26 protein-coding genes are annotated in these 25,096 nt (G+C 33.2%); 4 read left to right on the forward strand and 22 right to left on the reverse strand.

Going from position 1 to position 25,096, the window contains the following annotated elements; translation table 11 throughout:
• Positions 1 to 121 precede the first annotated feature (121 nt).
• From accC to K1X16_RS11235, 5 genes are all read right to left on the reverse strand, one after another.
• Entirely contained in the window at positions 122 to 1,561 is a 1,440-nt protein-coding gene (accC, locus tag K1X16_RS11215) for an acetyl-CoA carboxylase biotin carboxylase subunit (protein WP_225036239.1), read from the reverse strand.
• 84 nt (positions 1,562 to 1,645) lie between these two features.
• On the reverse strand, positions 1,646 to 2,125 hold the full coding sequence (locus tag K1X16_RS11220) for a biotin/lipoyl-containing protein (protein ID WP_225036240.1): 480 nt from the start codon (positions 2,123 to 2,125) through the stop codon (positions 1,646 to 1,648).
• 83 nt (positions 2,126 to 2,208) lie between these two features.
• A complete protein-coding gene (locus tag K1X16_RS11225; RefSeq protein ID WP_225036241.1) occupies positions 2,209 to 2,886 on the reverse strand; it encodes a PrsW family intramembrane metalloprotease in 678 nt (225 codons plus the stop codon).
• Positions 2,883 to 3,440, reverse strand: coding sequence for an NUDIX hydrolase (locus K1X16_RS11230; RefSeq protein WP_225036242.1), 558 nt, complete (start codon positions 3,438 to 3,440; stop codon positions 2,883 to 2,885). Before K1X16_RS11230 ends, K1X16_RS11225 begins: the two co-directional genes overlap by 4 nt.
• A gap of 182 nt (positions 3,441 to 3,622) precedes the next feature.
• On the reverse strand, positions 3,623 to 4,711 hold the full coding sequence (locus K1X16_RS11235; protein ID WP_225036244.1) for a M42 family metallopeptidase: 1,089 nt from the start codon (positions 4,709 to 4,711) through the stop codon (positions 3,623 to 3,625).
• Positions 4,712 to 4,841: 130 nt separating this feature from the next.
• On the opposite strand from K1X16_RS11235, the gene K1X16_RS11240 reads away from it, so the two are divergent.
• The 4 genes from K1X16_RS11240 (at position 4,842) to trhA (ending at position 10,977) form a co-directional block, all read left to right on the forward strand.
• Entirely contained in the window at positions 4,842 to 5,732 is an 891-nt protein-coding gene (locus K1X16_RS11240; RefSeq protein WP_195870912.1) for an ABC transporter ATP-binding protein, read from the forward strand.
• Between the two features lie 22 nt (positions 5,733 to 5,754).
• The gene (locus K1X16_RS11245) at positions 5,755 to 9,438 is read left to right on the forward strand and encodes an ABC transporter permease/M1 family aminopeptidase (RefSeq protein ID WP_225036245.1); all 3,684 of its coding nucleotides are present in this window, start codon (positions 5,755 to 5,757) and stop codon (positions 9,436 to 9,438) included.
• Between the two features lie 219 nt (positions 9,439 to 9,657).
• Positions 9,658 to 10,347 carry a DUF4294 domain-containing protein gene (locus K1X16_RS11250; RefSeq protein WP_225036247.1) on the forward strand — a complete coding sequence of 230 codons (690 nt, stop codon included), beginning with the start codon at positions 9,658 to 9,660 and terminating at the stop codon, positions 10,345 to 10,347.
• Positions 10,348 to 10,350: 3 nt separating this feature from the next.
• A complete protein-coding gene (gene trhA / locus K1X16_RS11255; RefSeq protein WP_195870909.1) occupies positions 10,351 to 10,977 on the forward strand; it encodes a PAQR family membrane homeostasis protein TrhA in 627 nt (208 codons plus the stop codon).
• Here trhA and K1X16_RS11260 read toward each other — a convergent pair.
• From K1X16_RS11260 to K1X16_RS11340, 17 genes are all read right to left on the reverse strand, one after another.
• Positions 10,974 to 11,738 carry an SOS response-associated peptidase gene (locus K1X16_RS11260; RefSeq protein WP_225036249.1) on the reverse strand — a complete coding sequence of 255 codons (765 nt, stop codon included), beginning with the start codon at positions 11,736 to 11,738 and terminating at the stop codon, positions 10,974 to 10,976. The two genes, trhA and K1X16_RS11260, sit on opposite strands and share 4 nt — an antisense overlap.
• 66 nt (positions 11,739 to 11,804) lie before the next feature.
• Positions 11,805 to 12,803, reverse strand: a complete 999-nt coding sequence (locus tag K1X16_RS11265) for a lipoate--protein ligase (RefSeq protein ID WP_225036251.1) — start codon at positions 12,801 to 12,803, stop codon at positions 11,805 to 11,807.
• A 573-nt stretch (positions 12,804 to 13,376) separates the two neighbouring features.
• Positions 13,377 to 13,541, reverse strand: a complete 165-nt coding sequence (locus K1X16_RS11270) for a hypothetical protein (protein ID WP_225036253.1) — start codon at positions 13,539 to 13,541, stop codon at positions 13,377 to 13,379.
• An 89-nt stretch (positions 13,542 to 13,630) separates the two neighbouring features.
• Positions 13,631 to 13,828: a hypothetical protein gene (locus K1X16_RS11275; protein ID WP_225036255.1), complete on the reverse strand. Its 198-nt coding sequence runs from the start codon at positions 13,826 to 13,828 to the stop codon at positions 13,631 to 13,633.
• Between the two features lie 218 nt (positions 13,829 to 14,046).
• Positions 14,047 to 14,496, reverse strand: coding sequence for a DUF1440 domain-containing protein (locus K1X16_RS11280; RefSeq protein WP_225036256.1), 450 nt, complete (start codon positions 14,494 to 14,496; stop codon positions 14,047 to 14,049).
• A gap of 4 nt (positions 14,497 to 14,500) precedes the next feature.
• On the reverse strand, positions 14,501 to 15,109 hold the full coding sequence (locus K1X16_RS11285; protein WP_225036258.1) for a peroxiredoxin-like family protein: 609 nt from the start codon (positions 15,107 to 15,109) through the stop codon (positions 14,501 to 14,503).
• A 3-nt stretch (positions 15,110 to 15,112) separates the two neighbouring features.
• Positions 15,113 to 15,715, reverse strand: coding sequence for a YceI family protein (locus K1X16_RS11290; protein ID WP_225036260.1), 603 nt, complete (start codon positions 15,713 to 15,715; stop codon positions 15,113 to 15,115).
• Between the two features lie 95 nt (positions 15,716 to 15,810).
• Positions 15,811 to 16,359, reverse strand: a complete 549-nt coding sequence (locus K1X16_RS11295) for an RNA polymerase sigma factor (RefSeq protein ID WP_225036262.1) — start codon at positions 16,357 to 16,359, stop codon at positions 15,811 to 15,813.
• A 204-nt stretch (positions 16,360 to 16,563) separates the two neighbouring features.
• Entirely contained in the window at positions 16,564 to 17,469 is a 906-nt protein-coding gene (locus K1X16_RS11300; RefSeq protein ID WP_225036557.1) for a helix-turn-helix domain-containing protein, read from the reverse strand.
• Positions 17,470 to 17,494: 25 nt separating this feature from the next.
• Positions 17,495 to 18,229, reverse strand: coding sequence for an Atu4866 domain-containing protein (locus tag K1X16_RS11305; RefSeq protein ID WP_225036264.1), 735 nt, complete (start codon positions 18,227 to 18,229; stop codon positions 17,495 to 17,497).
• Positions 18,226 to 19,071: an SDR family oxidoreductase gene (locus K1X16_RS11310; RefSeq protein WP_225036266.1), complete on the reverse strand. Its 846-nt coding sequence runs from the start codon at positions 19,069 to 19,071 to the stop codon at positions 18,226 to 18,228. Before K1X16_RS11310 ends, K1X16_RS11305 begins: the two co-directional genes overlap by 4 nt.
• 255 nt (positions 19,072 to 19,326) lie before the next feature.
• Positions 19,327 to 20,040 (reverse strand): DUF1570 domain-containing protein, encoded by a 714-nt coding sequence (locus K1X16_RS11315; protein WP_225036268.1) that lies wholly within the window; start codon positions 20,038 to 20,040, stop codon positions 19,327 to 19,329.
• Positions 20,041 to 20,383: 343 nt separating this feature from the next.
• Positions 20,384 to 20,641, reverse strand: a complete 258-nt coding sequence (locus K1X16_RS11320) for a DUF6952 family protein (protein ID WP_195870899.1) — start codon at positions 20,639 to 20,641, stop codon at positions 20,384 to 20,386.
• 147 nt (positions 20,642 to 20,788) lie between these two features.
• Entirely contained in the window at positions 20,789 to 21,097 is a 309-nt protein-coding gene (locus K1X16_RS11325; protein ID WP_225036269.1) for a thioredoxin family protein, read from the reverse strand.
• 61 nt (positions 21,098 to 21,158) lie between these two features.
• Entirely contained in the window at positions 21,159 to 21,797 is a 639-nt protein-coding gene (locus K1X16_RS11330) for a peroxiredoxin (protein WP_195870897.1), read from the reverse strand.
• Between the two features lie 140 nt (positions 21,798 to 21,937).
• The gene (locus K1X16_RS11335; RefSeq protein ID WP_225036270.1) at positions 21,938 to 23,608 is read right to left on the reverse strand and encodes a Na+/H+ antiporter NhaC family protein; all 1,671 of its coding nucleotides are present in this window, start codon (positions 23,606 to 23,608) and stop codon (positions 21,938 to 21,940) included.
• Positions 23,609 to 23,755: 147 nt separating this feature from the next.
• Complete coding sequence (locus K1X16_RS11340) at positions 23,756 to 24,955, reverse strand: aminotransferase class I/II-fold pyridoxal phosphate-dependent enzyme (protein WP_225036271.1); 1,200 nt, start codon at positions 24,953 to 24,955, stop codon at positions 23,756 to 23,758.
• Between the last annotated feature and the right edge of the window lie 141 nt (positions 24,956 to 25,096).

Raw genomic sequence — 25,096 nt, forward strand, 5'->3', positions numbered from 1 at the left:
TCTCGCTTTTTCTCGCAAAGTTGCTACAGTGTAGCTGTATGTGATAATCGTTTGTGTTTTTAGTTGTATTAACGTTTGTTCTATTAGTGACTATAAGTGACACTAATAACAACGCCATTGACTAATTAGGTATGCGTAATATTTTCTGTTCTTCTAAATAATGTTTCAATGCTATTTTAGCCGCTATTTCAGCTTCTATGTGTTCTTGTTTTTCTAAGAGACTAGGTGAGTAGTACTTTTTTACAAAATGGGTATCAAAGTCTCCACTTCTAAAAGCGTCATGCTCGCAAACAAAACGTCCAAAAGGTAAAGTGGTTTCTACACCTTTAATCTCGTAGTCGTTAATAGCTTTTATCATAAGTTCAATAGCTTCTTCACGTGTGTCGCCATAAGTAATTAATTTTGAAAGCATTGGGTCGTAATAAATTGGAATATCCATACCTTGTTCAAAACCATTATCTACACGTATATTTTTACCTTCAGGAAGTTTGTAAACATCTAAATTTCCTACGCTTGGTAAAAAGTCGTTCATCGGGTCTTCTGCATAAACACGAAGTTCTAATGCGTGGCCATTGATTTTTAAATCCTCTTGTTTAAGCGATAAGTGTTCACCTCTGGCAACTTTAATTTGAAGCTCCACTAAGTCAACTCCAGCAATCCATTCTGAGACAGGATGCTCAACTTGAAGCCTTGTATTCATTTCTAGAAAATAGAAATTTAGATTTTCATCTAATAGGAATTCTACAGTCCCAGCACCAATATAATCACAAGAACGCGCTACGTTAATAGCAGCTTGTCCCATTTTTTCTCTTAATTCTGGTGTTAAAACGGCAGAAGGTGCTTCTTCAACAACTTTTTGATGACGTCGTTGTATAGAACATTCACGTTCAAATAAGTGAATCACCTTACCGTACATATCAGCCATTATTTGGATTTCGATATGTCTTGGTGATGCTACATATTTTTCAATAAATACAGAACCATCTCCAAAAGCATTTTTTGCCTCACTTATTGCTCTGTCCATTTGCGATTCAAATTCTGCTTCGTTTTCTACGATTCGCATGCCTTTTCCACCACCTCCAGCAGACGCTTTAATCAGAATAGGAAAGCCGATGTCTTCAGCTATTTTTTTAGCTTTAGGAATGTCTGTAATCGCTTCGTCTGTACCAGGAACCATAGGAATATTGTAAGCTTTTACCGTTTCTTTTGCAGCCAATTTGCTTCCCATTACTCGGATAGCTTTAGAGCGTGGGCCAATAAATAGAATATCATTGGCTTCACATAATTCTGCAAAATCAGCATTTTCACTTAGAAATCCATAGCCTGGATGAATACCATCTACATGAAGTGATTTTGAAACTTCAATAATTTTATCCCCTCTTAAATACGATTCATTTGAAGGAGCAGGACCAATGCAAACGGCTTGATCTGCATATTTTACGTGAGGTGAATTACGGTCAGCTTCAGAAAAAACAGCGACTGTTTTAATGCCCATTTTTTTTGCGGTTCGCATGACTCTGATGGCGATTTCCCCTCTGTTTGCTACTAATATTTTTTTCATTTTATGCTGAATTTGTTTCAGTTTCTATTCTATTTCAGTAGAATAGTTGTTTTGTTAAATTCAAAATTATTTAAGACCTTTCGACTACGCTTCAAACGCAATTAAAAGCATATTCTTATCTACTGTTTCACCTTGCTTTACCTGAATAGATTTTATAACACCATCTCGTGGTGATTTAAGAACGTTTTCCATTTTCATGGCTTCTAAAATTAATAAAGGATCGTTTTCTGTAACGGATTGTCCTTCTTTTACGTTAATTTCTAGAATTAATCCTGGCATTGGTGCTTTTATATCATTGACTTGTTTAGAAGCTCCAATTTCAAAACCTAAGGCTTCAATTTGTTGATCTAAAGCATCATAAATATCAACGTTATATACCGTATTATTCACCTTAATGGCATATAATTTTCTATTGAAGTTAGATGTTACAATTTCGGCATGTATGGGTGTATGGTCTTGAAGAATATGATAATTGTTATTTGCTGACTTTACAGTATCTAGTTCTTCCAAGCTTTCTTTTGTGACATCGAAAGTATGAGCCGAATTAACTTTTATTTTATACATAAACTGGGGTTTTTTACAGTATTTACGATTTATGGTTTAATCTACTGCAAAATATGAAATTATTAAGTTTTATTTTATGAAATCTATAAAGTTTTAAAGTTTGAGTTTTTCTGATGGACTTTTATGGCTTTTCGAGATAGAATAATACCAATGGCTAATGAGATAAACGCACCAATTGAAATTCCGGGAATAAAATTAATGAATAGGAAAAAATCATAGGCTCCATGAAACAGTACAGCGAGAAATAATCCTGTTAGATTAAGCACGACTCTATTTTTTGAGAATTTTGCTTTTCCCATATAAAAGCCCATAAGGATGCCGAAAGTTGCATGAGCAGGCACAGCTGTGAATGCTCTTAAAATAGCAGTAAGGTGCCCACCTTCAATAACGTACATTATGTTTTCAGTACAAGCAAAACCCATGGAAACCATAACAGCATAGACAATACCATCATAAGGTTCATTAAATGCTTTTTTAGGTTGCGCGAAATACCTTACGATGACATATTTGCTAAATTCTTCGGCTAAAGCAACTACAATAAAGGCTTGTATAAATTGTTGCCATATGCTATAATTATCTGTTATAGGAATTAATCGTCCTGTAAAAAGATATAATACAAAGACAATTATAATGCTTAAAGTAGCACCAAAAAGAAAACTTTTAATTAGTAATCCTCTAGGTTCTTTTTCATATTTATCTTGAATGTAGATATATAAAAGTATGGCAAGAACAGGAGCAATGGCAAATAAAAGTAAACTCATATCAGTGTATGATCTTTAATTGTTTTCAATATAAATTTATAATAGGTAGTATTACTTGTTACAAAATGCATATTGCTTTCACTGCCTTTTAATAAGCTTTCAAACGCATCTAACGACACTAATTTTACAGCTTCAACTTCGCTTTCCTGAATAATTAAATCTGTTAAATCGACAGTCAATTCAGCAATAAAGACTTGATGAAACTCATTATCTTGAATTTTACCGTCATTATAACTGGTTTCATGAAGAAAAACACCAACTTGTTTTAGATTATGAGGTTCTAATTTTAGCCCGATTTCTTCTTTAGTTTCTCGTAAAGCGGCTTCAATAAACGATTCGCCAGCATCAATATGTCCTGCGACTGAAACATCCCAAAGTAAAGGGAATATAGTTTTTTTGTGCGAGCGTTGTTGTAGTAGAATTTCACCACTAGACGTAAATAACCATAAGTGAATGGTATTGTGATACAACCCTTTGGCATGTGCTTCAGATTTTAAAGCTGTAGTTCCAGTTGGTTGACCGTTTTTATCAACGATGTCTATAATTTCGTCCATAGTTTATTAAGAGACATTTTTGTGTTGAAAAACACCCCTAAAGTCCCCTCAAGGAGACAGTCTCACTGTTGCGCTTAAAAAAATCTGAAAGATTTTTTTAAGAATTGTCCCCTTGAGGGGACTTTAGGGGTGTAAACTTGTATAATGTTCTTCTTTTGACAACTGCTCCACAGTTCTGATTACTATTTGAAATAGCTAAACGTTTCTCCGTCTTCTATTTTCAATAATGTTTCATAAATTAATTTAATCACATTTTCCACATCATCTCTATGAACCATTTCTACAGTAGTGTGCATATATCGTAATGGTAATGAAATTAGAGCAGAAGCGACACCTCCATTGCTATAAGCAAAGGCGTCTGTATCTGTTCCTGTTGCTCGCGATAACGCTGCACGTTGAAATGGTATTTTCTTAGCTTCAGCCGTATCTGTAATTAAATCTCTTAATTTTTGTTGCACAGCAGGTGCATAAGCTACCACAGGTCCTTTTCCGATTTCAGCATAACCTTGTGTTTTTTGCTCAATCATAGGTGTTGTAGTATCATGCGTTACGTCTGTAACAATAGCTACATTTGGCTTAATAGTTTGCGTAATCATTTCAGCACCACGCAATCCAATTTCTTCTTGAACGGAATTAGTAATATAAAGCCCGAATGGTAACGTTTTTTTATTCTCTTTCAATAAACGCGCTACTTCAGCAATCATAAAACCTCCCATTCTGTTGTCTAAAGCTCTACAAACAAATTTGTCTTTATTCAGAATATGAAATTCATCTGGATACGTAATAACACAGCCTACATGAACTCCCATTTTATCCACCTCTTCTTTGTCTTTTGCTCCGATATCAATCGTAATATTATCTGGTTTTGGAGCTTGTTCTTTCGCTTTACTTCTGGTATGAATTGCAGGCCAACCAAAAACACCTTTAACAATGCCGTTTTTGGTATGAATGTTTACAATTTTACTTGGTGCAATTTGATGGTCACTTCCTCCATTTCTAACCACATAAATTAAACCGTTATCAGAAATATAGTTGACATACCACGAAATTTCATCAGCATGTCCTTCAATAACAACTTTAAATTTTGCCTTTGGGTTAATCACTGCAACCGCAGAGCCATAGGTGTCTGTTATAAATTCATCTGCATATGGTTTTAAGTAATCCATCCATATTTTCTGGCCTTCCCATTCGTAACCGGTTGGTGAAGCGTTGTTTAAATATTTTTCTAGAAAATCGAGTGATTTTTTATTGAGTATGCTTTTTGAAGCCATAATAAATGTTTTGAGTTTTTGTAAAAATAATAGGATTTCCTAAGCTTTAATAGCTTTTAAAATTTTTTTGTAACAAATTCTACTATTTTTACACTAATACATCAATAATCTTAAACATAATTTCGAAACGATGAAGCTAGTAATTACCAACCTTACTAAAACGTATAAAAATGGTGTAAAAGCCATAGACAATCTTAATCTTGAAATTGGAACAGGAATGTTCGGTCTTTTAGGTCCAAATGGCGCTGGTAAATCTTCATTAATGCGAACGATTGCCACATTACAGAGTCCGGATTCTGGATCAATACAATTTGGGGATATTAATGTTTTAGAAGACAAAATGGCTTTACGAAAAGTATTGGGGTATTTGCCGCAATCGTTTGGTGTTTATCCTAAAATGTCCGCAGAAGCCTTGTTAGATTATTTTGCCACCTTAAAAGGAATAAGTTCAAAAACAGACCGACAAGCTATAGTAAAGGAAGTGTTAGATATTACCAATTTGTACGATGTACGTAAAAAACACGTCGCAGGTTATTCTGGTGGAATGAAACAACGTTTTGGTATTGCGCAGTTACTATTAAACAATCCGAAATTGATTATCGTCGATGAACCAACAGCAGGCTTAGATCCAGCAGAGCGTCATCGTTTTTTAAATGTTCTGCGAGAAGTTGGCACCAATTGTACAGTCATATTTTCGACACATATTGTTGAAGATGTTAAGGAACTATGTAACGATATGGCCATTTTAAATGGTGGACAAATTTTAAAACAATCGACGCCATCGCAAGCAAGAGCAGAACTGCAAGGTCGTATTTGGACTAAGGTTATTGATAGAGATGATTTAGAAGCGCATGAAACGCAATACAATTTATTGTCCTCTAATTATAATGAAGATAACTCACTGAATATTCGTGTGTTTAACGATTCGCAACCCAATGAAGATTTTGTATCCGTTGAGCCACAATTAGACGATGTGTACTTTATAGCACTTAAGCAAGACGAGCCAGTAAGTGCGGTTTAATTTTAATCTAAAAAGTACATTTATGTTTTCTACAATATTTTTTTATGAATTGAAGTACTGGTTAAAACGACCTGCGACTTACATATACATGGCTATTTTCTTTATGCTATCTGTTTTAATGGCTGCAACCACAGCAGGCATATTCGATAGTATTACAGCAACAACGAGTTCTGCACGAATAGTGAATTCACCAATTGCAATAAACAACCTGTTTAATTCCGTTGCTATTTTAATTTTCTTTTTGTTTCCATCTATTATTGGTGCGTCTATTAATAGGGATTTTAAAAGTGAAATGCATTCCATTTTATATTCGTATCCATTTACCAAAGCCAATTACTTATTTGCTAAATTTTTCAGTGCTATCGTGGTGGTTACGCTAATTGTATTAACTATTGGTATAGGCATGTTTATAGGTTTTAGACTACCAGGTACCAATTCTGATTTGGTGACTGCGTTCGATTTTAAATCGTATTTTAATGCCTATTGGCTTTTTATCTTACCTAATATTTTATTGTTTGGAGCCATCGTTTTTGCAGTCGTTACATTTACAAGAAACATTGCGGCAGGATTTATAACCGTTATTCTATTGTTGTTTGTACAAGGTGTAACGGAAAGTTTATTATCAGATCCAGATAGTCGCTATTTATCTGCCTTATTAGATCCTTTTGGAGGGTCAGCATCTAACTATTATACACGGTATTGGACGGCTTACGAACAAAATGAATTGCATATTCCGATAAAAGAAGTGATTCTCTATAACCGTTTAATTTGGTTAGGAGTAGCAAGCTTGGTGTTTGGATTGGTGTATAAGTTTTTTACATTTAGTCAGAATGCCATGTCCTTTTCACTCTTTAAAAAACAGAAAGGAGAGCGATCTACGAAGCGTAATTTTGGAGGAATCACAAAAATTAACCTTCCTAAAGTTACTAACGATTATTCATTTATTCAAAATTTAAAAACAACTTGGAATATTTCGAATATAGAGTTTAAGTACATCGTTAAAAGTTGGGCATTTATATGTATTGTCTTGGTTGGCCTTATCGTTGTGCTCATTGCATTGTCCGATTTTGGAAATCCAACAGGAACCGCATCTTACCCAAGAACTTGGTTGATGCTACGAGGAGGAAGCGCCTTTGTGTTTGCTATTAATATCTGTACATTTTTATATGCAGGTATGTTAGTCAACCGAAGCAAAATAGCCAATGTTAACGGGTTAGAAGATGTAACACCAATCCCAAATTGGTCGTTGTTTTTATCTAAATTCATTGCCATAGTTAAAATGCAAGTGTTATTACTTACTGTAATTATGATTGCAGGTATATTGTTTCAACTGTATAAGGGCTATTTCGATATTGAAATCGGTTTATATATAAAGGAACTCTTCGGGTTAAAACTGATTAATTATGTGATTTGGGCATTCTTATCATTAATGATTCAAACCGTAATTAGAAATCCATATTTAGGATTGTTTATATTGTTAGTCATTGCTGTAGCGATTCCATTATTAAGTTTGGCAGGAGTAGAGCAAGCAGTATTTAAATACAACGAAGGTCCAGGATTTAGTTATAACGATATGAATGGTTACGGAGATTCCTTAGCCAGATACTTAACCTATAAATTCTATTGGGTTCTAGGTGGTTTAGTATTTATGCTTATTGCAGCTCTATTTTGGGTACGTGGATTACCACATTCATTTAAAGAACGTATAAAAATTGCAAAACAACGTTTTACAACACCTGTTGCAATTGCATTTATAGTACTCGTTGCTGGATTTTTAACCATGGGATTCACCATTTACAAAGGCACTAACATTAATAACGATCGTTACTCTTCAAAGGAAGCTGAAGAACTGAGAGTTAAATGGGAAAAAACGTATAAAAAATACGAAGATTATGCGCAACCACGTATTGTTGCTGTAAACGTAAATATGGACTTGTTTATAGATGAACGTAATTTTGAGTCGTCTGGAGAATATACAATGATCAACAAAACGGATAAAGCCATTGACAGTATTTTCTTAAATCATAACGATTATCCTAGTACGTTTAAATTTAGTCGTGAAAACGCATTAGTTTCAGAAGATACCATATACCATTTTGATATTTATAAGTTGAAACAGCCCATGATGCCAGGCGATACCATGACCTTAAACTTTACGGTTAAGAACAAGCCAAACACCTTATTTGTTTCTAATTCTCCTGTAATCGAAAACGGAACGTTTATAAACAATATGACGTTGTTTCCGAGTTTAGGTTATAATGGTGGAGAGCTTACCGATGATAAAACACGTGAGAAATATGATTTACCACCAAACAAGCTAAAACCGCATCCATCAGATTCTACAGCCTTAGGAAACACCTATATTTCTAAGGATAGCGATTGGATAGATTTTGAAGCTACAGTAAGCACAAGCGAAGACCAAATTGCTATTGCGCCAGGCTATCTTCAAAAAGAATGGGTTGAAGATGGCAGGCGTTATTTTCATTATAAAATGGATAGTAAAATCTTGAATTTTTACGCCTTTAATTCTGCAAAATATGAAGTTAAAAAAGATAAGTGGAACGATGTTAATCTCGAAATTTATTATCACAAAGGTCATGAGTATAATTTAGAAAGCATGATGGATGGCATGAAAACCTCCTTGGCATACAACAGTGAAAATTTCAGCCCATACCAGCATAAGCAATTGCGAATTATAGAGTTTCCGAGTGGAGGATTTGCACAGTCATTTCCTAATACAATACCGTTTTCTGGTGATGTAGGTTTTATCGCTGTTGTAGACGAGGATGCAGACGAAGATGATGCTGGCTTAAACTTTATGTATGCAATTACAGTTCACGAAGTTGCACACCAATGGTGGGCACACCAAGTTATAGGAGCCGATGTTTTGGGTGCAACTATGTTATCTGAAAGTTTATCGGAATACGTCGCTCTAAAAGTGTTAGAAAAAGAACTTGGAAAAACGCAAATGCGTAAGTTTTTGAGAAAATCATTAGATGATTATTTACTCAGGAGAACCTTTGAGCGTAAGCGAGAAAAACCATTAATGTATAACGATGGTCAAGGTTATATTCGCTATCAAAAAGGCTCATTGGTGTTTTATGCATTGAGTGATTATATTGGAGAAGATGTGCTAAATGGAGCGTTAAAAACTTATGTTGAAAAAGTGAAGTTTCAAGAGCCACCTTATACCACGTCTATCGATATGGTCAATCATATTAAAGCTGTAACACCAGACAGTTTACAATATGTAATTACGGACATGTTTGAAACCATAACGTTATATGACAATAAAACTAAAAACGTAACCACTACCGAATTAGCTAATGGAAAATATCAAGTAGACATTGAGTTTGAAGTGAGTAAATACAGAAATAACGAAAAAGGAAAGCAGATTTTTACTGACAAAGGAAAAGATTCCATTTCGTTTTTAGCAGAAGGGAAGGAGAAGCCAATCTTATCATTACCACTTCAAGATTATATAGATATTGGGATTTTTACAGAACATGAAGTCGATGGAAAAATGAAAGAAAAGGAACTTTATCTTAAGAAACATAAAATCACATCAATAGATAATACCGTTTCAATTATTGTCGATGAAAAACCAACTGAAGTAGGAGTAGATCCGTACAACAAATTAATTGATAGAATGTCAGGAGATAATCGTCAGTCCATTGGGAGCCTGACGGAAAGTACAGAGGACTAACACGCCTTGTAATAATTTAATTGAGAAGCTGAATTGATTCAGTGAAACATCATACTAAGACCTTTCAAATCGTTTGCATTTGAAAGGTCTTTTGGTTTATAAAAGTTTGAAAAAGTTTTATAATATTAATAATAATTTAAGGGTATAGACTGTAAATATTACTAATTTTGAAATTGTTAAGAATGTAACATTGGAACGATTTTGGCGTTAGACTAGTTCATGAAGTATATTACCTATATAGCATTGTTTTTTTCAGTTGCGATAAGTGCACAAGAAGATCCTGTAAAACAAGATTCTACAGAAGTGCATTATATGATTATTGAAGGAGATTCCGTGCCTGTAACGTCGGTAAAATTAAAGGAAGTTCTAGTGTTACCTAATTTAAAGTTTGAGGACAGAGCCGCTCGAATTCGATACATTATTTTAAGACGAAAAACTCTAAAAGTATATCCTTATGCCAAGTTGGCTGCAGAACGATTAGAGTCTTTACAAGAGCGCTTAGATGCTTTAGAACGCAAGCGTGACAAAAAACGGTACGCTAAAATTATTCAGAATTATATTGAAGACGAATTTTCAGCGGAATTAAAGAAACTCACCAAAACCGAAGGCCAGATTTTAGTGAAACTCATTCACAGACAAACCGGAAAAACAACCTTTGAGCTTATTAAAGAATTACGAAGTGGTTGGCGAGCCTTTTGGTTTAATAGTACAGCAAGTTTGTTCGATATTTCTTTGAAAAAAGAATTTAGTCCAATTAATGAAGAGGAAGATTATTTAATTGAAGATATTCTACAGCGCGCTTTTAGAAATCAACAATTAATACGACAAGAACCAGCTTTTGAAATTGATTTTTACGAGAGTTTAAACAAATGGTCTCAACCAAAAAACACGATTAATTCTAAAGAATAAACCATGCGCATTCAATCTCAATTTGAAGAACAATTAAATGCTTGGACACATGGAATAGGAGCTGCATTAGGAATTGCTGCATTGGTGTTATTGACTGTAAAAGTAGATGATACAACACCTTGGAGTTTATTTAGTGTCGTTGTTTACGGAATTTCTATAATAGTGCTTTTCTTAGCGTCTACATTTTATCATGCCGTAAAAGGGGAGAAGCGCAAGCATTACTTTAGAATTGTAGATCATATAAGTATCTATTTACTTATTGCTGGCACCTATACACCAGTTTTATTAATAAGTCTTACTGATAGTTTGGGTTGGCCATTATTTTGGACAGTTTGGGGAATTGCGGCTTTTGGTGTCATTATTAAGCTCTTTTTTACAGGTCGTTTTGAGGTTATTTCAACATTACTGTATTTGGTAATGGGTTGGCTTATTATTTTCGATTTTTCTAATGTCTCTGAGGCACTTGGTCCAAATGGTATTCTGTGGTTGTTTGCTGGCGGAATGTCATATACAGTCGGTATAATTTTCTATGCCATTCAAAGAATTCCGTTCAACCATGTGATTTGGCATTTGTTTGTTTTAGGTGGAGCAATTTGCCATTTTTTTATGATTTACCTGTTCGTGATTTAGAATTCTAAGTCGTCATAAATTACTTTCTCAGAAATGCCTTCAACATTACCACTATACGCTTTACCTCTTAATTTATTAACGGTGTGAAATGCTAATGCTTCAGATGGAAACTTCTTAATTAATTCTTGAATGTTGATTTTATCCGATTCATTTTCAATGTTATGTAACCATTCATCCTCTTGATTTTCGAGTAAAATTAAAGGCATTCTCGAGGTTTTTAACTTTGGGTTATTATGAATTTTAGACATTACAGCATTTCCTTCAGTAGTTACAATAGAAAATGTATTCATTAATCCGCCAGTTTCAGGATTGGTCCATTCGCTATACAAACCAGCAAGTGCCATAGGTTCGTTATCTTTTCTGTGAATATAAAACGGATAGATCTTGTTATTATAATGGTGATGTTCATAGAAACCATCAACATAAATAATACATCTGTGGTTTACTGCCGAAGTTTTAAAGGATGCTTTTTCAAAAATGGTTTCACCTCGTGCGTTTAGCGTATTGTTCCAGAATTTTTTTTGTTGTTCTACATCATTAATCCATTCTGGTACTAAACCCCAAGTTGCAACTTCCGGAAATTCGGGTTGTCGGTCTGTATAAATTAATAATTCTGGATGATTAAAACCAGACACATGATGCAACGGTAAATCAGTCAAAGGAATTAAATCTTCAATAATTTCTTCAATAGCAGAAAGGTCACCTTTTCGTTTGGCACGTTTTAACTGACTTTCTAAACTGGCTTTAATGTCGTAACACATAATTAACGATTGAACTTTTTGGGTTTTTAAACTCGTTTTAAAATCAGTTTTTATAACACCTAACCCTTAATCGTCCCCATAAACTAAATCAATAAAATCAGACTTTTCTATAGTCCCGAAATAATTTTCAATGGACACCTCTTTTAAGGCTTTACTGATTTCATTTTTGTCATAAGGCACTCCAATAAGCATCGCTTCGAGACTTGAAACGGGTTGTCTACCAAAGAAATCACCAAAGACTTTAAAATCTGAAATATGTCCTTTTTCAACAAAAATACGAAGGTCAATTTCACCAATAGGAAAACGTTTGTTGCGTTCGATATTGAATTTAGGGGAACGTCCAAAATTCCAATCCCATAAATCATATTTTTCAGCTTTTAAATCGTAAACAGCTTTCCATTCTTCTTCCGTTAATTTATAGGTCTCAAACGGTTCGCTGGCTTCGTACAAGCCTATGAGTAGTTGTTTTTTAAAGTCGGCCATAGAAATTGGCGTCTTTAAGAATTCGCTGATATTCGCCACACGACTTCTAACCGACTTATGACCTTTAGATTGAATTTTGCTCATTTTTACCTGAAGCGCTTTAGCGACCTCACTCATGTCTGTATCAAATAGTAAGGTTCCATGACTAATCATTCGTTTTCCGGTAGAAAATTGAGCAGTACCAGAAATTTTCTTCCCATCTACCAAAATATCATTCCGACCTTTAAGTTCGGCAGCAACTCCCATATCGTTTAACACTTTAATGACAGGTGCCGTAAACTTCTTAAAGTTACTAATGCTTTTTCCATCGTGATTAGTAATAAAACTAAAATTCAAATTTCCTAAATCGTGATAAACCGCTCCACCACCAGAAATTCGTCGTACCACATGAATATTATTGGCCTCTATATATTCTTGGTTAATTTCCTCTAAGGTATTTTGATTGCGCCCAATAATAATGGAAGGTTCGTTGATGTAAAACAACAAATAATCCGTAGACGTATCAAAATGTCTTAAAGCATATTCTTCTAAGGCTAAGTTTAATTTTGGGTTGGTTTGCCCTTCGTTATCAATAAATATCATAAAGTTTATCTCGTTTGGTAGCTAACAAAGATAATAATTTGAAATGGCTGAAATAAATAGCTGTTGTTTTATGATTTAAAATTTTTATTGGTTTGATCTAAAAATAAAATTAACTCTATTGCTTACAGTCGTTTTTAATACGTTAATAATGTTGTATCCAAAGCTTGTGTACGATTCGTACATTTTTTCGAATGTAAACACAGCTTCAATTATAAGTAAAATAGATCCTCTTCATTTCAGTTGTTTGCTCATTTTCGTATTCTAAATTAAAACCAGTCCAAATCCATAGAAAGGTATGGCAAAACTCACTGAAGATGACTTTAAAACAAAAATTGAGGCCAACGCTAAATATTTGTTTTCCTCCAATTTTTTAAATCTTAGAAAAGGATATTTTATTTTTCACTCGATTATGTTCTTAATAGAGTGTTTTATTTAATTAGTGCTAGCGGTATTGTCTAAATTTAGTGGCGTAGTTTGGTAACTAAAACAACGTAATTAATTATACAAGGTATTGGCATTTCGTTGTTTTTCACCTCATCAATTTGAATTAACTTTAAATTCTAATTGTTGTATTTAATTCCTAAATTTTCTTTCAGAATATTGCCCTAAGAAATATGCAATTATAATAGGAAGTATCGAAAAAGCGATATAGTTTTCTAAAACGCCATATTCAGATAATAATATTAATATTGCTGTTGATAAAACGATAAAAATGATATCAAACGTTCTTTTTCTCATTATGTGCTATTTTTAAATTCCGATTGAGTGAGCACTACTGCAATCAGTTGATTTAAGTATTTTTAAATATATTAAGCCTGAAATTTATTTTACTTCGTTGCTTTTCTATCTCTTAATAATTTCATCAATAATCCATACACTAAACCTCCAATCAACCAAATTAGAATTTTTATCCAAAAGCGGTCAAAAGTAAAGTCATCCGTAATCAAATCAAGAATACTTGAAAAAACTAACATAATTATTCCAAATATTAAACCTTCTACAACCCAATTAATTTTTGTGTTCATAATTTCGTTTTTAATCTAGTTTAGGATTGCGTAAACAAGCTTAAAATTATATTTAATTTTTATCTCGTCTGCTTTATGAATGCCAACGGCCTCATAAAAATGCAGTAGCGCAGTAAAAATTATTGTTTCTAGATTTGCAATATACTTAATTAAACGCAAAAACGGTTTAAGTTTGCACTCAAGCCGCTATTGCGTTTATACAATGTAGTAAGCAGTTTTTATTTCGTTTTGCAAGTTCCACTATTACAATAAGCTTCTCCAACAGTTTTAGCAACTGCCATTCCAAATATTATGTGTCCCATTAAACTTCCTATTGCCATTAAAACCATAGAGCCATCCATTTTTGGCATTGGCATCATCATTCCCATTATTCGCATCATAACCTGTGCAATTACAAAGGCAATAATTCCAAATACAGCTCCTTTTAACCATACATTGCTAATTTTATGTTTAAAAATACATAAGTAGGTGTACGCAAAGGCAAAGATTATACCTATCATAAAGTGCATTATCCAACCTATAAAAACTGGCATTCCTAACATTCCTGAAAGCATTTTAGGTGGTGACATTTTCGGCATTCCCATCATTGGAGCTACTATCATTACTGCAGTCATTATGACTGTACCGATAATTCCCGCTAAAACTGATTTTTTAATTCTATTGTTCATAATTTTAATTTTTTATTGTTTTTAATACTGCTAATAGCATTTCACCTCCGATTCTTTCTTTATAATTTGGGTTGATGTATTCAAAAAGAATCTTACCTTCTTTGTCTAAAACCATTACCGTTGGTACTGGCATAACTTCAGATGTATCTCCTTTTTGTCCTTTAGCAGCAATAAAACCTTTCAACATTGTTGGCGTTTTAAAGCCAATTCCCACTTGTTGGATAAATTTTGCGTTTGGGTCAGAAAGTAGTGTGTAATTGATACTGTCGTTACTTTTTGTAGATTTTAAGTTTTTATAATCATCTGGACTTATCGCAACGATCTGATAACCCATATCTAAAATATCGTTTTCAATATCTACTAATCCTGAAAGTTGCATATTGCAATATGGACACCAACCACCACGATAAAACACCAAAATAGTAGGCTTTTTCTTTATTAGTCTTTTAAGTTGTGTTAGATTTCCATCAGAATCTTGTAAAGTGGCACTTGGTATTGTTTCTCCAATGAGTAAAGGTGAAATATCTTCTGCATTATTGGGTGCTTGAGCAGAAACCGGTGTTGAACACCAAAAACAAAATATGCCTAATAATGATTTAAAAAACAGCCTCATAAGTTAGTTTTTACGATTTAACTCCATTGGGATGTGAATTTTTACTTCATCGCCAACAACCATAGTGGCTGCCCAATCGCCTGTACCAACTCCGTAGTCTGTTCTATCGATTGTAGTATCAATAACTACTCCTAAAATGATGGTTCCTTCCATCATTGGATGTTCCATTTCTCCCGTAATCTTCATAGGAAGAACCACATTTTTAGTGACGTCTTTAATGGTTAGTTTACCATGGATTAAATATTCTTTGTCTGATTTTTTTTCAAATTTTGTAGATTGAAAAGTCATTTTAGAAAACGTATTTGCATCGAAAAACTCCTTTGATTTTAAGTGCTCATCTCTCTTTTCATCATCCGTATTTATACTGTTTATAGATACCGAAAAATCAGCTTTACTTCCTTTTAAATTGTTTTGGTCGAAATGAATCATACCGTCAAAGTCAGTAAATTTTCCTGGAACAGAAGAGAAGAAGTGGTTGATTGAAAAATTAACAGACGTGTGAGATTTATCAATTTTCCACATTGTAGCATCTTGTGCGTTTGCAGAAAGTGTACCTAATGCAGTAATTGCTACTGCCAAAACCATTGTTTTAAATGTTGAAACCATTGTTTTAATATTTTAAAAGTTATGATAGTCAAAATGAACTATCTATACCTTTATACCAATAGTTTCAAAAAATCACCCAAGTTGGGTAATTTTTTTTATATTTTTTTTTTTTGCTTGTCTTCCTCCTTTACTTTTCTGATTTGTTCAACACACTTATGTTTTTGATTTTGAGCGTTATGTCGCGTAGAGTAGCCATAATCTTTTTGAATTTGGTCTATGGCTTTTTCTTTAAAAAAAATGTCGTGAATAAGTCGGTTACAATGGTCTGTTATTTTAAGTAAGTACCCTTTTAGTTTTTCTAAATACGTTTTTTCCTCTTCAATGGAATCATTAATAGAGGTTAAGAAGTCAAAAGATTGTAATTCGTCAACGGAAAGTTCATAATTTTTGTCTCGAAGCTTTTTGAACCATAGATTTTTACAAATGGCATAGACATATGTATCTATTGAAGCCGTCAATTGAAAATCATCTTGACGAAGTTTTTCAACAAGCACCATCATTGCTTCCTGAAAAAGGTCTTCTGCATCGGCTAAATTTCCGCTGTTGTTTTGCACGAAATTTGAAATTTTACCAAAATTATCTTGGTATAACTTTCCAAACGCAAAGTTGTTTTCAGTTTTTAAGTCGACTATTATGTTATTCATATTCTATTTGTCGTTGGTGTATTCCGGACCTTAACGCAATGAGTGATTTTTGCAAATTGGCTACGTGTTTATGTATGGTTAGTTACTTGGTTTAAGCAACTAATTTAGTAAATAATTACCGACCAAGAAAGTCCGCGAGGACTTTCGAATGTAAGCAAGAAGCAGCAATAAATTAGATACGGTGTTAGCGGTAGTACTTTATATTCAATTAAAAGACTGTCTAAATGCAATAGGTGAAATATCAGTTTTATTCTTAAATAACTTACTAAATGAAGCAGGATATTCAAAACCTAATTCATAAGCGATTTCGCTTATACTTAATTCTGTAGTAGATAATTTTTCTTTGGCCTTTTCAATTATCTTGTTCTGTATATGTTGTTGTGTGCTTTGGCCGCTAATCATTTTCAGCATACTACTTAGGTAATTGGGCGAAAGGTTTAAATCATTTGCGATTTGGGTAACCGTTGGAACGCCATTAATTAGAATCTCACTACTTTTAAAATAATTATTTAATTTTTCTTCGAGCCTTGCAAGGATTTGATGATTACTGATTTTTCTTGTAATAAATTGTCTCTCATAATAACGTTCAGCATAATTGAGCAATAATTCAATCTGCGAAATGATAATGTTTTGACTGAATTTGTCAATATTAGACTGATATTCTCTTTGTATATGTTTTAAAATGTCAATGATAATATGTTCCTCTTTTTCAGAAAGAAAAAGAGCTTCATTAACCGAATATCCAAAAAAGTCATAATTTTTAATAGATTTTGCTAACGATGTATTCCATAAAAAGTCTGGATGGATAAGAAGAAGCCATCCAGACGCATTTGCTTTTATATTCTGATTTATTTTAATCGTAAGCATTTGTTTTGGTGCAACAAACGAAAATACACCTTCATTAAAATCATATTTTTGTTGTCCGTAATTAAACTTCTCACTGACATTCCGCTTTAATCCAATCGTATAAAAATCTTGAACCCATTTAATTTCATCTGAATCTGTAGGGTAATTAACTTCACTGTAATCTACTAAACTAATTAATGGGTGTTCTGGTTTTGGTAAATTACTATACCTATGAAATTCACTAAGAGATTTAAATTGATACATTGTTTTCATTCCATAAATTTAAGCATTAATTTTCTTTGTACAGTACCATTCCTGCGTGATACAAAATTCCATTTTTGAATTCTCCATCTGCTGTAAAGCCAGTATCATCTTTATAATCAATATGATTTCCAGTAACCTTATAGTCGCCTTGATAAGCACTTTTCTTGTTTCCTCTTGCTTCGTCATAGCGATTGTTAGGCAATAATTCGTGACGTATATTACCACCTTCTGTTACCCATATACCGATGTATTCTTTGGATTCTTCTATGGTTTCAATAGTGTTGTTTGACATATCTTTTAATTTTGAAAGTTCGTAGCTATCTAAAAAAGCGTTAGCTTTTACAATAGAATCGTTTTTGAAAATAAGCATCCAAGCATAATGATTTTCGTATGTTTCATCTGTTATCGTGGTTGCTGTTCCTTTCCAATTTAACCAAACCACATCATCTTCTGCTGTAATTGCTATTAATGCTGGTTTTATATTGTTTTTTAAATTAGAAGTAATGGGAATCACCGCGTTTTGCATAAAATCATTTTTGCCTTTATAAACTCCTGAATAAGGTGATTTCCCAGTCACCGTCCATATTACATCATTAGCTAACAGATCAAAAAAACTACTTTCTGAAGTTGTCCATTTTTCAAATGCTATTTTAACTGTATTCTTATTTCTTTCGGTTTGATTCATTTCTTGACAACAAGCCGTAGTACATATTGTAAATAAAATAAAGATGAATATTTGTGATGTTATTGAAGTTTTCATTTATTAAATCCTGTTGAAGTTGCTAAATTCTTATTTTCCGCCATTGCATTTTGAATTGTTTCAATTTTAAGATTCGCATAATGATAGGCATCTTCTCCCATAAAAAAGTGAATTGGTGGTTGCTCTTGTTCGCTTAAAGCGATAAAAACTTTAGCAGCTTTTTCTGGGTCATTGGGTTGATTGCCATTAATATCTTTTAAGTGTGCCTGTTCCATTTCACGAGCAGTTTTATAAGCTTCAATAGGTTTAGCAGGTGTTTGAACAGAACCTTCGGCTAAAAAATTGGTTCTAAAATATCCAGGATACACTAAAGTGGTATGTATGCCAAACGGTTTCATTTCTTCTGCTAATGCTTCGGTAAAACCAGCAACCGCAAATTTTGTTGAACAGTAAATACCAAAACCAGCAAAATTTCCTGTATAACCACCTATGGAAGCAATATTGAAAATATGTCCAGAGTTTTGCTTGCGTAGATAAGGTGTGGCATTTCTAATAACGTTTAATGAGCCGAATACATTTACTTTAAAGTTCGCCTCTACTTCCGTTTCGGAAAGTTCTTCTAATGTCCCAATCTGGCTATAACCAGCGTTATTGACTAAAATATCTAACTTGCCAAAATGGTTAATTGTAGCTTCAATAGCTTTTTTAACATCTTGGTTTTGGGTTACATCCATTTCAATGGGTAAGAATGTTTTATTCTCTTCTCCAATAGCAGTAACTAAGGATTGTTTGTTTCTAGAAGTAGCAGCAACACTAAATCCTTCTGCTAATAAATTTTTGGCTAATGTTAATCCCAGACCTTTTGATGCACCTGTAATAAACCATACTTTTTTTGTATTCATTGTTTTTTATTTAAAATTAGAATACAAAGTTGGCTCTAAAATGCTCCTTTCACTTTTCCAAATCTAAGAATGATATAGTCAAACCTACTTTGTCTGATGATTTTTGGTCGTATTACGGCCAACGTGTTTGTGTATGATTTCGTTGCGTGTTTAAGCACTAAATTTAGCAAATAAATCACAGATAGAAAGTCCGCAAGAACTTTCGTAAGTAGGTTATAACTAGCAATGAATTATACACGGTGTTGTAAGTAGTTTTTATTTTCCATAATATTCCATAAAGTCATTTTCAAACTTATTTAAACCTCCTGGGTAAGAATTATTTATTGCTTCTTTAGAACTTTTTCCCAGCTTAATTTCAGTCAGCATCTTTTTATTGATATTTGGATGTTCTAATTGTAAAAAATAAATAATACAGTACGATACTGCGTAAGAAAAATTTTTTGGACTTTTATTCATTGCTAACCACTGTTTATTTGAGAGATTTAAAAAGTCATTTATTACAAGTTTATTTGTTTTAATCCAATTCCTTACTTTATTTATCTTTTTAATTTGAATATTTATTATCATTTTATTATTTAAAAAATAGAATCCTTCAAACCATTCTGCGAAACCTTCATTTATCCATTTTGGTACTGGGTTAATTGCGCTTCTCATAATTACATGACTTACCTCATGGGAAATAGTTTTAATGAAGTTTTCATTTTTATAAATAACAGCTGTTTTTAATTTTTGAGAATAAAAACCAGTATTAGAATTGTTTTTCGAAATACGTTTTTGATACATTTTATACCTTCTATAGTTGCCAAATATTTTAATTTTTACAATCAATTTTTCGGGATTTATGTCCAACATTTCTTTGTAAAATTCAGATTCAAATTGAATAATATTTTTAACATCCATTAATTCATTCTTTGACAGTTTGCAATTAATTTCTTCAATTTTTATTGATTGAGAATAACCTATAATCACAGAATAAAATATTAATAATATAGTTAGTGTTTTTTTTCATAAATTACTTACAACGTGTTATATATAAATATTTATCATTCAGACCCCATATATAAAACCTATTATAATAGGTTACTCATCTTTCTGAGGTAACAATAACAAATCTAATTCTTTTACCTCTATAAATCAATACGTAACGTTACGTATAGGTCTCGTATTCAACAGCCAAGATAAACGGTTCTAGTAAAAAGTGCTTACGGTAAACCGTAATGCTCAAAACTCATATTCCAAAACCCTATAAAATGCAAAAACCACCAAGCTATCGCCAAGTGGTTTTTATATTCGATAATTTTTCTTTTTCTACTTACTTATCAATAGAGCCTAAAACGCGTTTCATAAAGTCGTTAACAGCATCTTTTTTAGTGGCACCATCTTTAATCATTTTATGGACTTCAATAGCTCCGTACATATTAGAAATAAGTTCTCCAATAACGTCTAGTTCTTCATCTTTAAGTGACGGCACTTCTGTTAAGTGTTCTAAAGTTTCAATAGTTTCAACGATGTAATCTTCATCATTATCTTCAATGAATTGCGTTAAGTGTTTTATTACAGGTAGTTTCATGTGCTAGTGGTGTTTTGTGTTGTTATGAGGTTTCGACTTACGTTGTAAGCGATCTTTGCTCAAAACATATTTTGATCTCGCAAATGCGCAAATTAACAGTGGTGTCTATAGCGAGGTTTGGATTGTGCTCAATCTGCCAATTGGGTGTTAAATGACATCGTCAACAAGTTCTTTTAAAACATCGAACTTATTGGTTTGTACTTGGCTTTTAAATTCGCCACTTTTAAATGTTGCAAAGGTTGGTAAATTGTCAACACTTGCTAATTTTCTACTTTCAGGAAACTTTTCTGCATCAGCGATAACAAACGTTGGACCTTCATTTTCTGTTGCTAACTTCTTAAATTTAGGTTTCATTATACGACAATTGCCACACCATGTCGCAGAATACTGAACGATTACTGTATCATTACCATTAATAATATCTTGAAGATTATCTTGTTCTAATTCTTGTATCATAGTTTGATTTTTTTTATAAACCTGACAGATTTTTAAAACCTGTCAGGTCTAAAATTAGCTATTAATGAGACGCTAAGTATTCAGCAGTTCCCTTAGCATTGGCTTGCATAGCATCTTTACCTTCTTCCCAGTTTGCAGGACAAACTTCACCTTTTTCTTGTACATGCGTTAACGCATCGATAATTCTCAAATATTCGTTAACGTTTCTACCTAATGGCATGTTGTTAACGCTTTCATGTTGAATTGTTCCTTCTTCATCAATGATGTAAGTTGCTCTGTAAGTTACGTTGTCACCTTCAACAGTTACTAATCCTGTTTCTTCATCAAATTGCTCATTAAATGTATCTAAGATACCTAATGCTGACGCTAAGTTACGGTTAGAGTCTGCTAATATTGGGTAGGTTACGCCTTCAATCCCTCCATTATCTTTAGAGGTGCTTAACCATGCAAAGTGAACTTCTGCAGTATCACAAGATGCACCAATAACGATAGTGTTTCTTTTTTCGAATTCACTTTGTGCTGCTTGGAAAGCATGTAATTCTGTTGGGCAAACAAAAGTGAAATCTTTTGGATACCAAAAAAGGACTACTTTTTTATTGTTGTTTTTTGCTTCTTCTAATACATTTACCTTAAAAGTATCGCCCATTTCATTCATTGCGTTTACTTCTAAATCTGGGAATTGTCTTCCTACTAATGCCATATTTTTATAGTTTTAAATGGTTAATTATTTTCTACTACAAAGATACCTTTCATTAGTGAAATAATGCGTTAAGTAAATTTTAAATTTTAATAAAGCAATAGATTTTAGCTATGACAATTTTTAATTGTGATAATTAAAAACTATTTATTTTTTAGCATCTTAATTTTAATTCTAAATGCAGCAAAAACTAAAGTTGTGAACGGACTTAACCAGTTAAAAATGGCATAACCAATGTATTCGCCCACACCGACACCTAAAACACCACTTTGGTAAGCACCACAGGTGTTCCAAGGAATAAGAACAGAGGTTACGGTTCCAGAATCTTCAAGCGTACGACTTAAGTTTTCTGGTGCTAAGCCTCTGTCTTCATAGGCTTGTTTAAACATTTTTCCGGGAATGACAATCGCTAAATATTGATCTGAAGCCACAATATTAAGTCCTATACAACTCAAAACGGTACTGGTGAATAGTCCAAATATAGAAGTCGCTATAGACAATAAGGCTTTTGTGATTCTAGCTAAAGCTCCGATTCCATCCATTACTCCTCCAAAAACCATGGCACACACAATTAGGTATATGGTCCAAAGCATGCCATTCATACCGCCAGCACTAAATAATTTTTTAAGCCTTTTAATAGTTATTAGTTTATCTAAATTTTCTGCCTTATTTGCAATTATTGAAGTGTCGTCATAGTCTGTAGAGAAAAATTCTTTAAGTGTCTGTAAAGTGTAAACTCCTTTTAAATCATCATCCGTAAATAATTTTTCGAGTTTACCTTCGTCATTGTTAATTCTTTTTATATCAGCTTCAGATAAAGCAGCTAAATAATTTTCATCTGAGATAGTGATATTAGTATCGGTTAATATTGAATTAACTATAGTGGTTGTAGACGAATCGGTTATAGTACTAATTAATTTAGGTTGAAAAATAAATGCAAAAATAATAGCCATCAAAACTCCTGAAACCAAAGCAACTAATGGCTTTGCTTTTAATAATATTAAGCCTACAACTGCTACTGGAACTAAAAATAACCATGGTGTAATATTAAAATAAGTATCTATTGTGCTCAAAATAAAGGTAGTATCAGAACCTCCTTTAGGATCAATATTAAAACTAATAATACCAAATACGATTAATGTTATAATTATGGTTGGAACCGTAGTAATCGCCATGTATTTAATATGCGTAAATAAATCGGTACCAGCCATGGCAGGAGCTAAATTGGTGGTATCACTTAATGGCGACATTTTATCTCCAAAATAAGCGCCAGATATTACAGCACCAGCAATCATACCTGGATTAATTCCTAAGGCTGTTCCGATACCCACTAGGGCAATACCAACAGTTGCCGAGGTGGTCCAAGAACTCCCTGTTGCGATGGATATTACAGCGGCAATAATAACAGAAGCTGGTAGAAATATTTCAGGACTTAAGACTTTTAAGCCATAATAAACCATGGCGGGAATCACTCCGCTCACTAACCACGTACCGGACAGTGCTCCGACCAAAAACAAAATCATAATAGGCACAAAAACGCTTTTAAGGTTTTCCCAAACCTCTTTTAGCATGGTTGTAAGACTCACTTTATTAAAAAAACCAACACCAGCTGCGATTCCGCCACCAATTAATAAGATGATTTGATTGGTGTAACCACCAAACCATTCTTGATCTTCAACAAAAAAAATGTTATAAGCTAATAGTCCTACTAAAATGACAACAGGAATGAGGGCTTCAAGAAAACTAAGTTCTTTATTATCTATAATTTTTTGATCTTCGAGTTGGATCTCACTTAGTTCGTCGTTGTCTTGCATTTTCATTCAGTTTAGTGTTGTAATGTTACGATTTTGTGAAGTCAAATGCAAATGGAATACAAATCATAGAATATGACGTAAAAAAAAGGTTAGACGCTTATTGTTGTATAAGGATCTAACCTTTAATTGTATACGTATGATTTTTACTTAAAGAATATTCAATTTTTCCATGCAAGCTTTCATCGTTTTATAAGTACGTTCAATATCGGCATCTAACCCAATTGAAAATCGAATTAAACCATCACTCAAGCCCATGGCTTCTTGTTCATCTTCAGGGATTTCAGAAGAGGTAGAGCTTCCTGGTGCACTAAATAAGGTTTTGTAGAATCCTAAGCTTACTGCCAAATAGCCAAGGTTGCGTTCTTGCATCAGTTCCATTAAGGCATTTGCTTTATCTAAAGATCCAACATCGATCGTCATCATACCTCCGAAACCATATTTTTCATTCATCATGGATTTGAAGAACTCGTGCGATGGGTGAGAGGCTAAGCCAGGATACACCGTTTTTAATCCATCGTTTTCAAAACGCTCTGCTAAATACGATGCGTTATAACTGTGTTGCATCATTCTAATATGTAGTGTTCTTAGATTTTTTAATACCGAAGCCGAACGCAAACTATCCATCGTGGACCCTAATAACATGGCAGCACCACTATTGACGTTCCGTAAATCATCTATAAATTCTTGTGAGCCACAAACCACACCACCAACAGTATCAGAAGAGCCATTGATGAATTTGGTTAAACTATGAATGACAATATCGGCTCCCATATTAACTGGAGAAATGGATAGTGGAGAAAACGTATTATCTACAACTAATTTTAGATTGTGCTTTTTTGCTAGTAGTGCCAAACCAGTTATATCGGCGACTTCGAGTAATGGATTGCTAATTGATTCACAGTATAAAATCTTTGTTTTAGGTGTTATTGCGGCTTCAACACTAGCAAGTTTAGTAATATCTACAAATGTTGTGTTTATACCTAAACGTGGAACAAAGTTTTTTAGGAACGCATACGTACCTCCGTAAATCGTTCTGCTACTTACCACATGATCTCCAGCGTCACAAAGCTGCAATACAACCGGAGTAATGGCTCCCATTCCAGAAGCTGTAACGGTTGCCGTTTCTGTACCTTCCATTGCTGCTAAAGCTTCACCTAAATATAAATTTGAAGGCGACGAATGACGCGAATAAAGGTAACAACCATCAGCATTACCTTCAAAGGTATCGAACATTGTTTTTGCTGATAAGAAGGTATAGGTTGAAGAATCTGAAATAGATGGATTAACTCCACCAAATTCGCCAAAGTACTGTAAATCTTGAATGTTATTTGCCGGTTTAAAAGTCATAGTAGCTGTTTTAGTGTTTATGTAGTTCAAATTTCGATATATTTAGATGATATATCAATGATGTAGGTAATATTTAGATTAATATACTGTAAAAACTAATAGTTATAGTTTTGTTTTAATTATATTTGGATGAATTACAAT

The sequence above is a fragment of the Winogradskyella sp. SM1960 genome (genome assembly GCF_020179375.1).
GTDB classification, from domain to species: Bacteria; Bacteroidota; Bacteroidia; order Flavobacteriales; family Flavobacteriaceae; genus Winogradskyella; species Winogradskyella marina.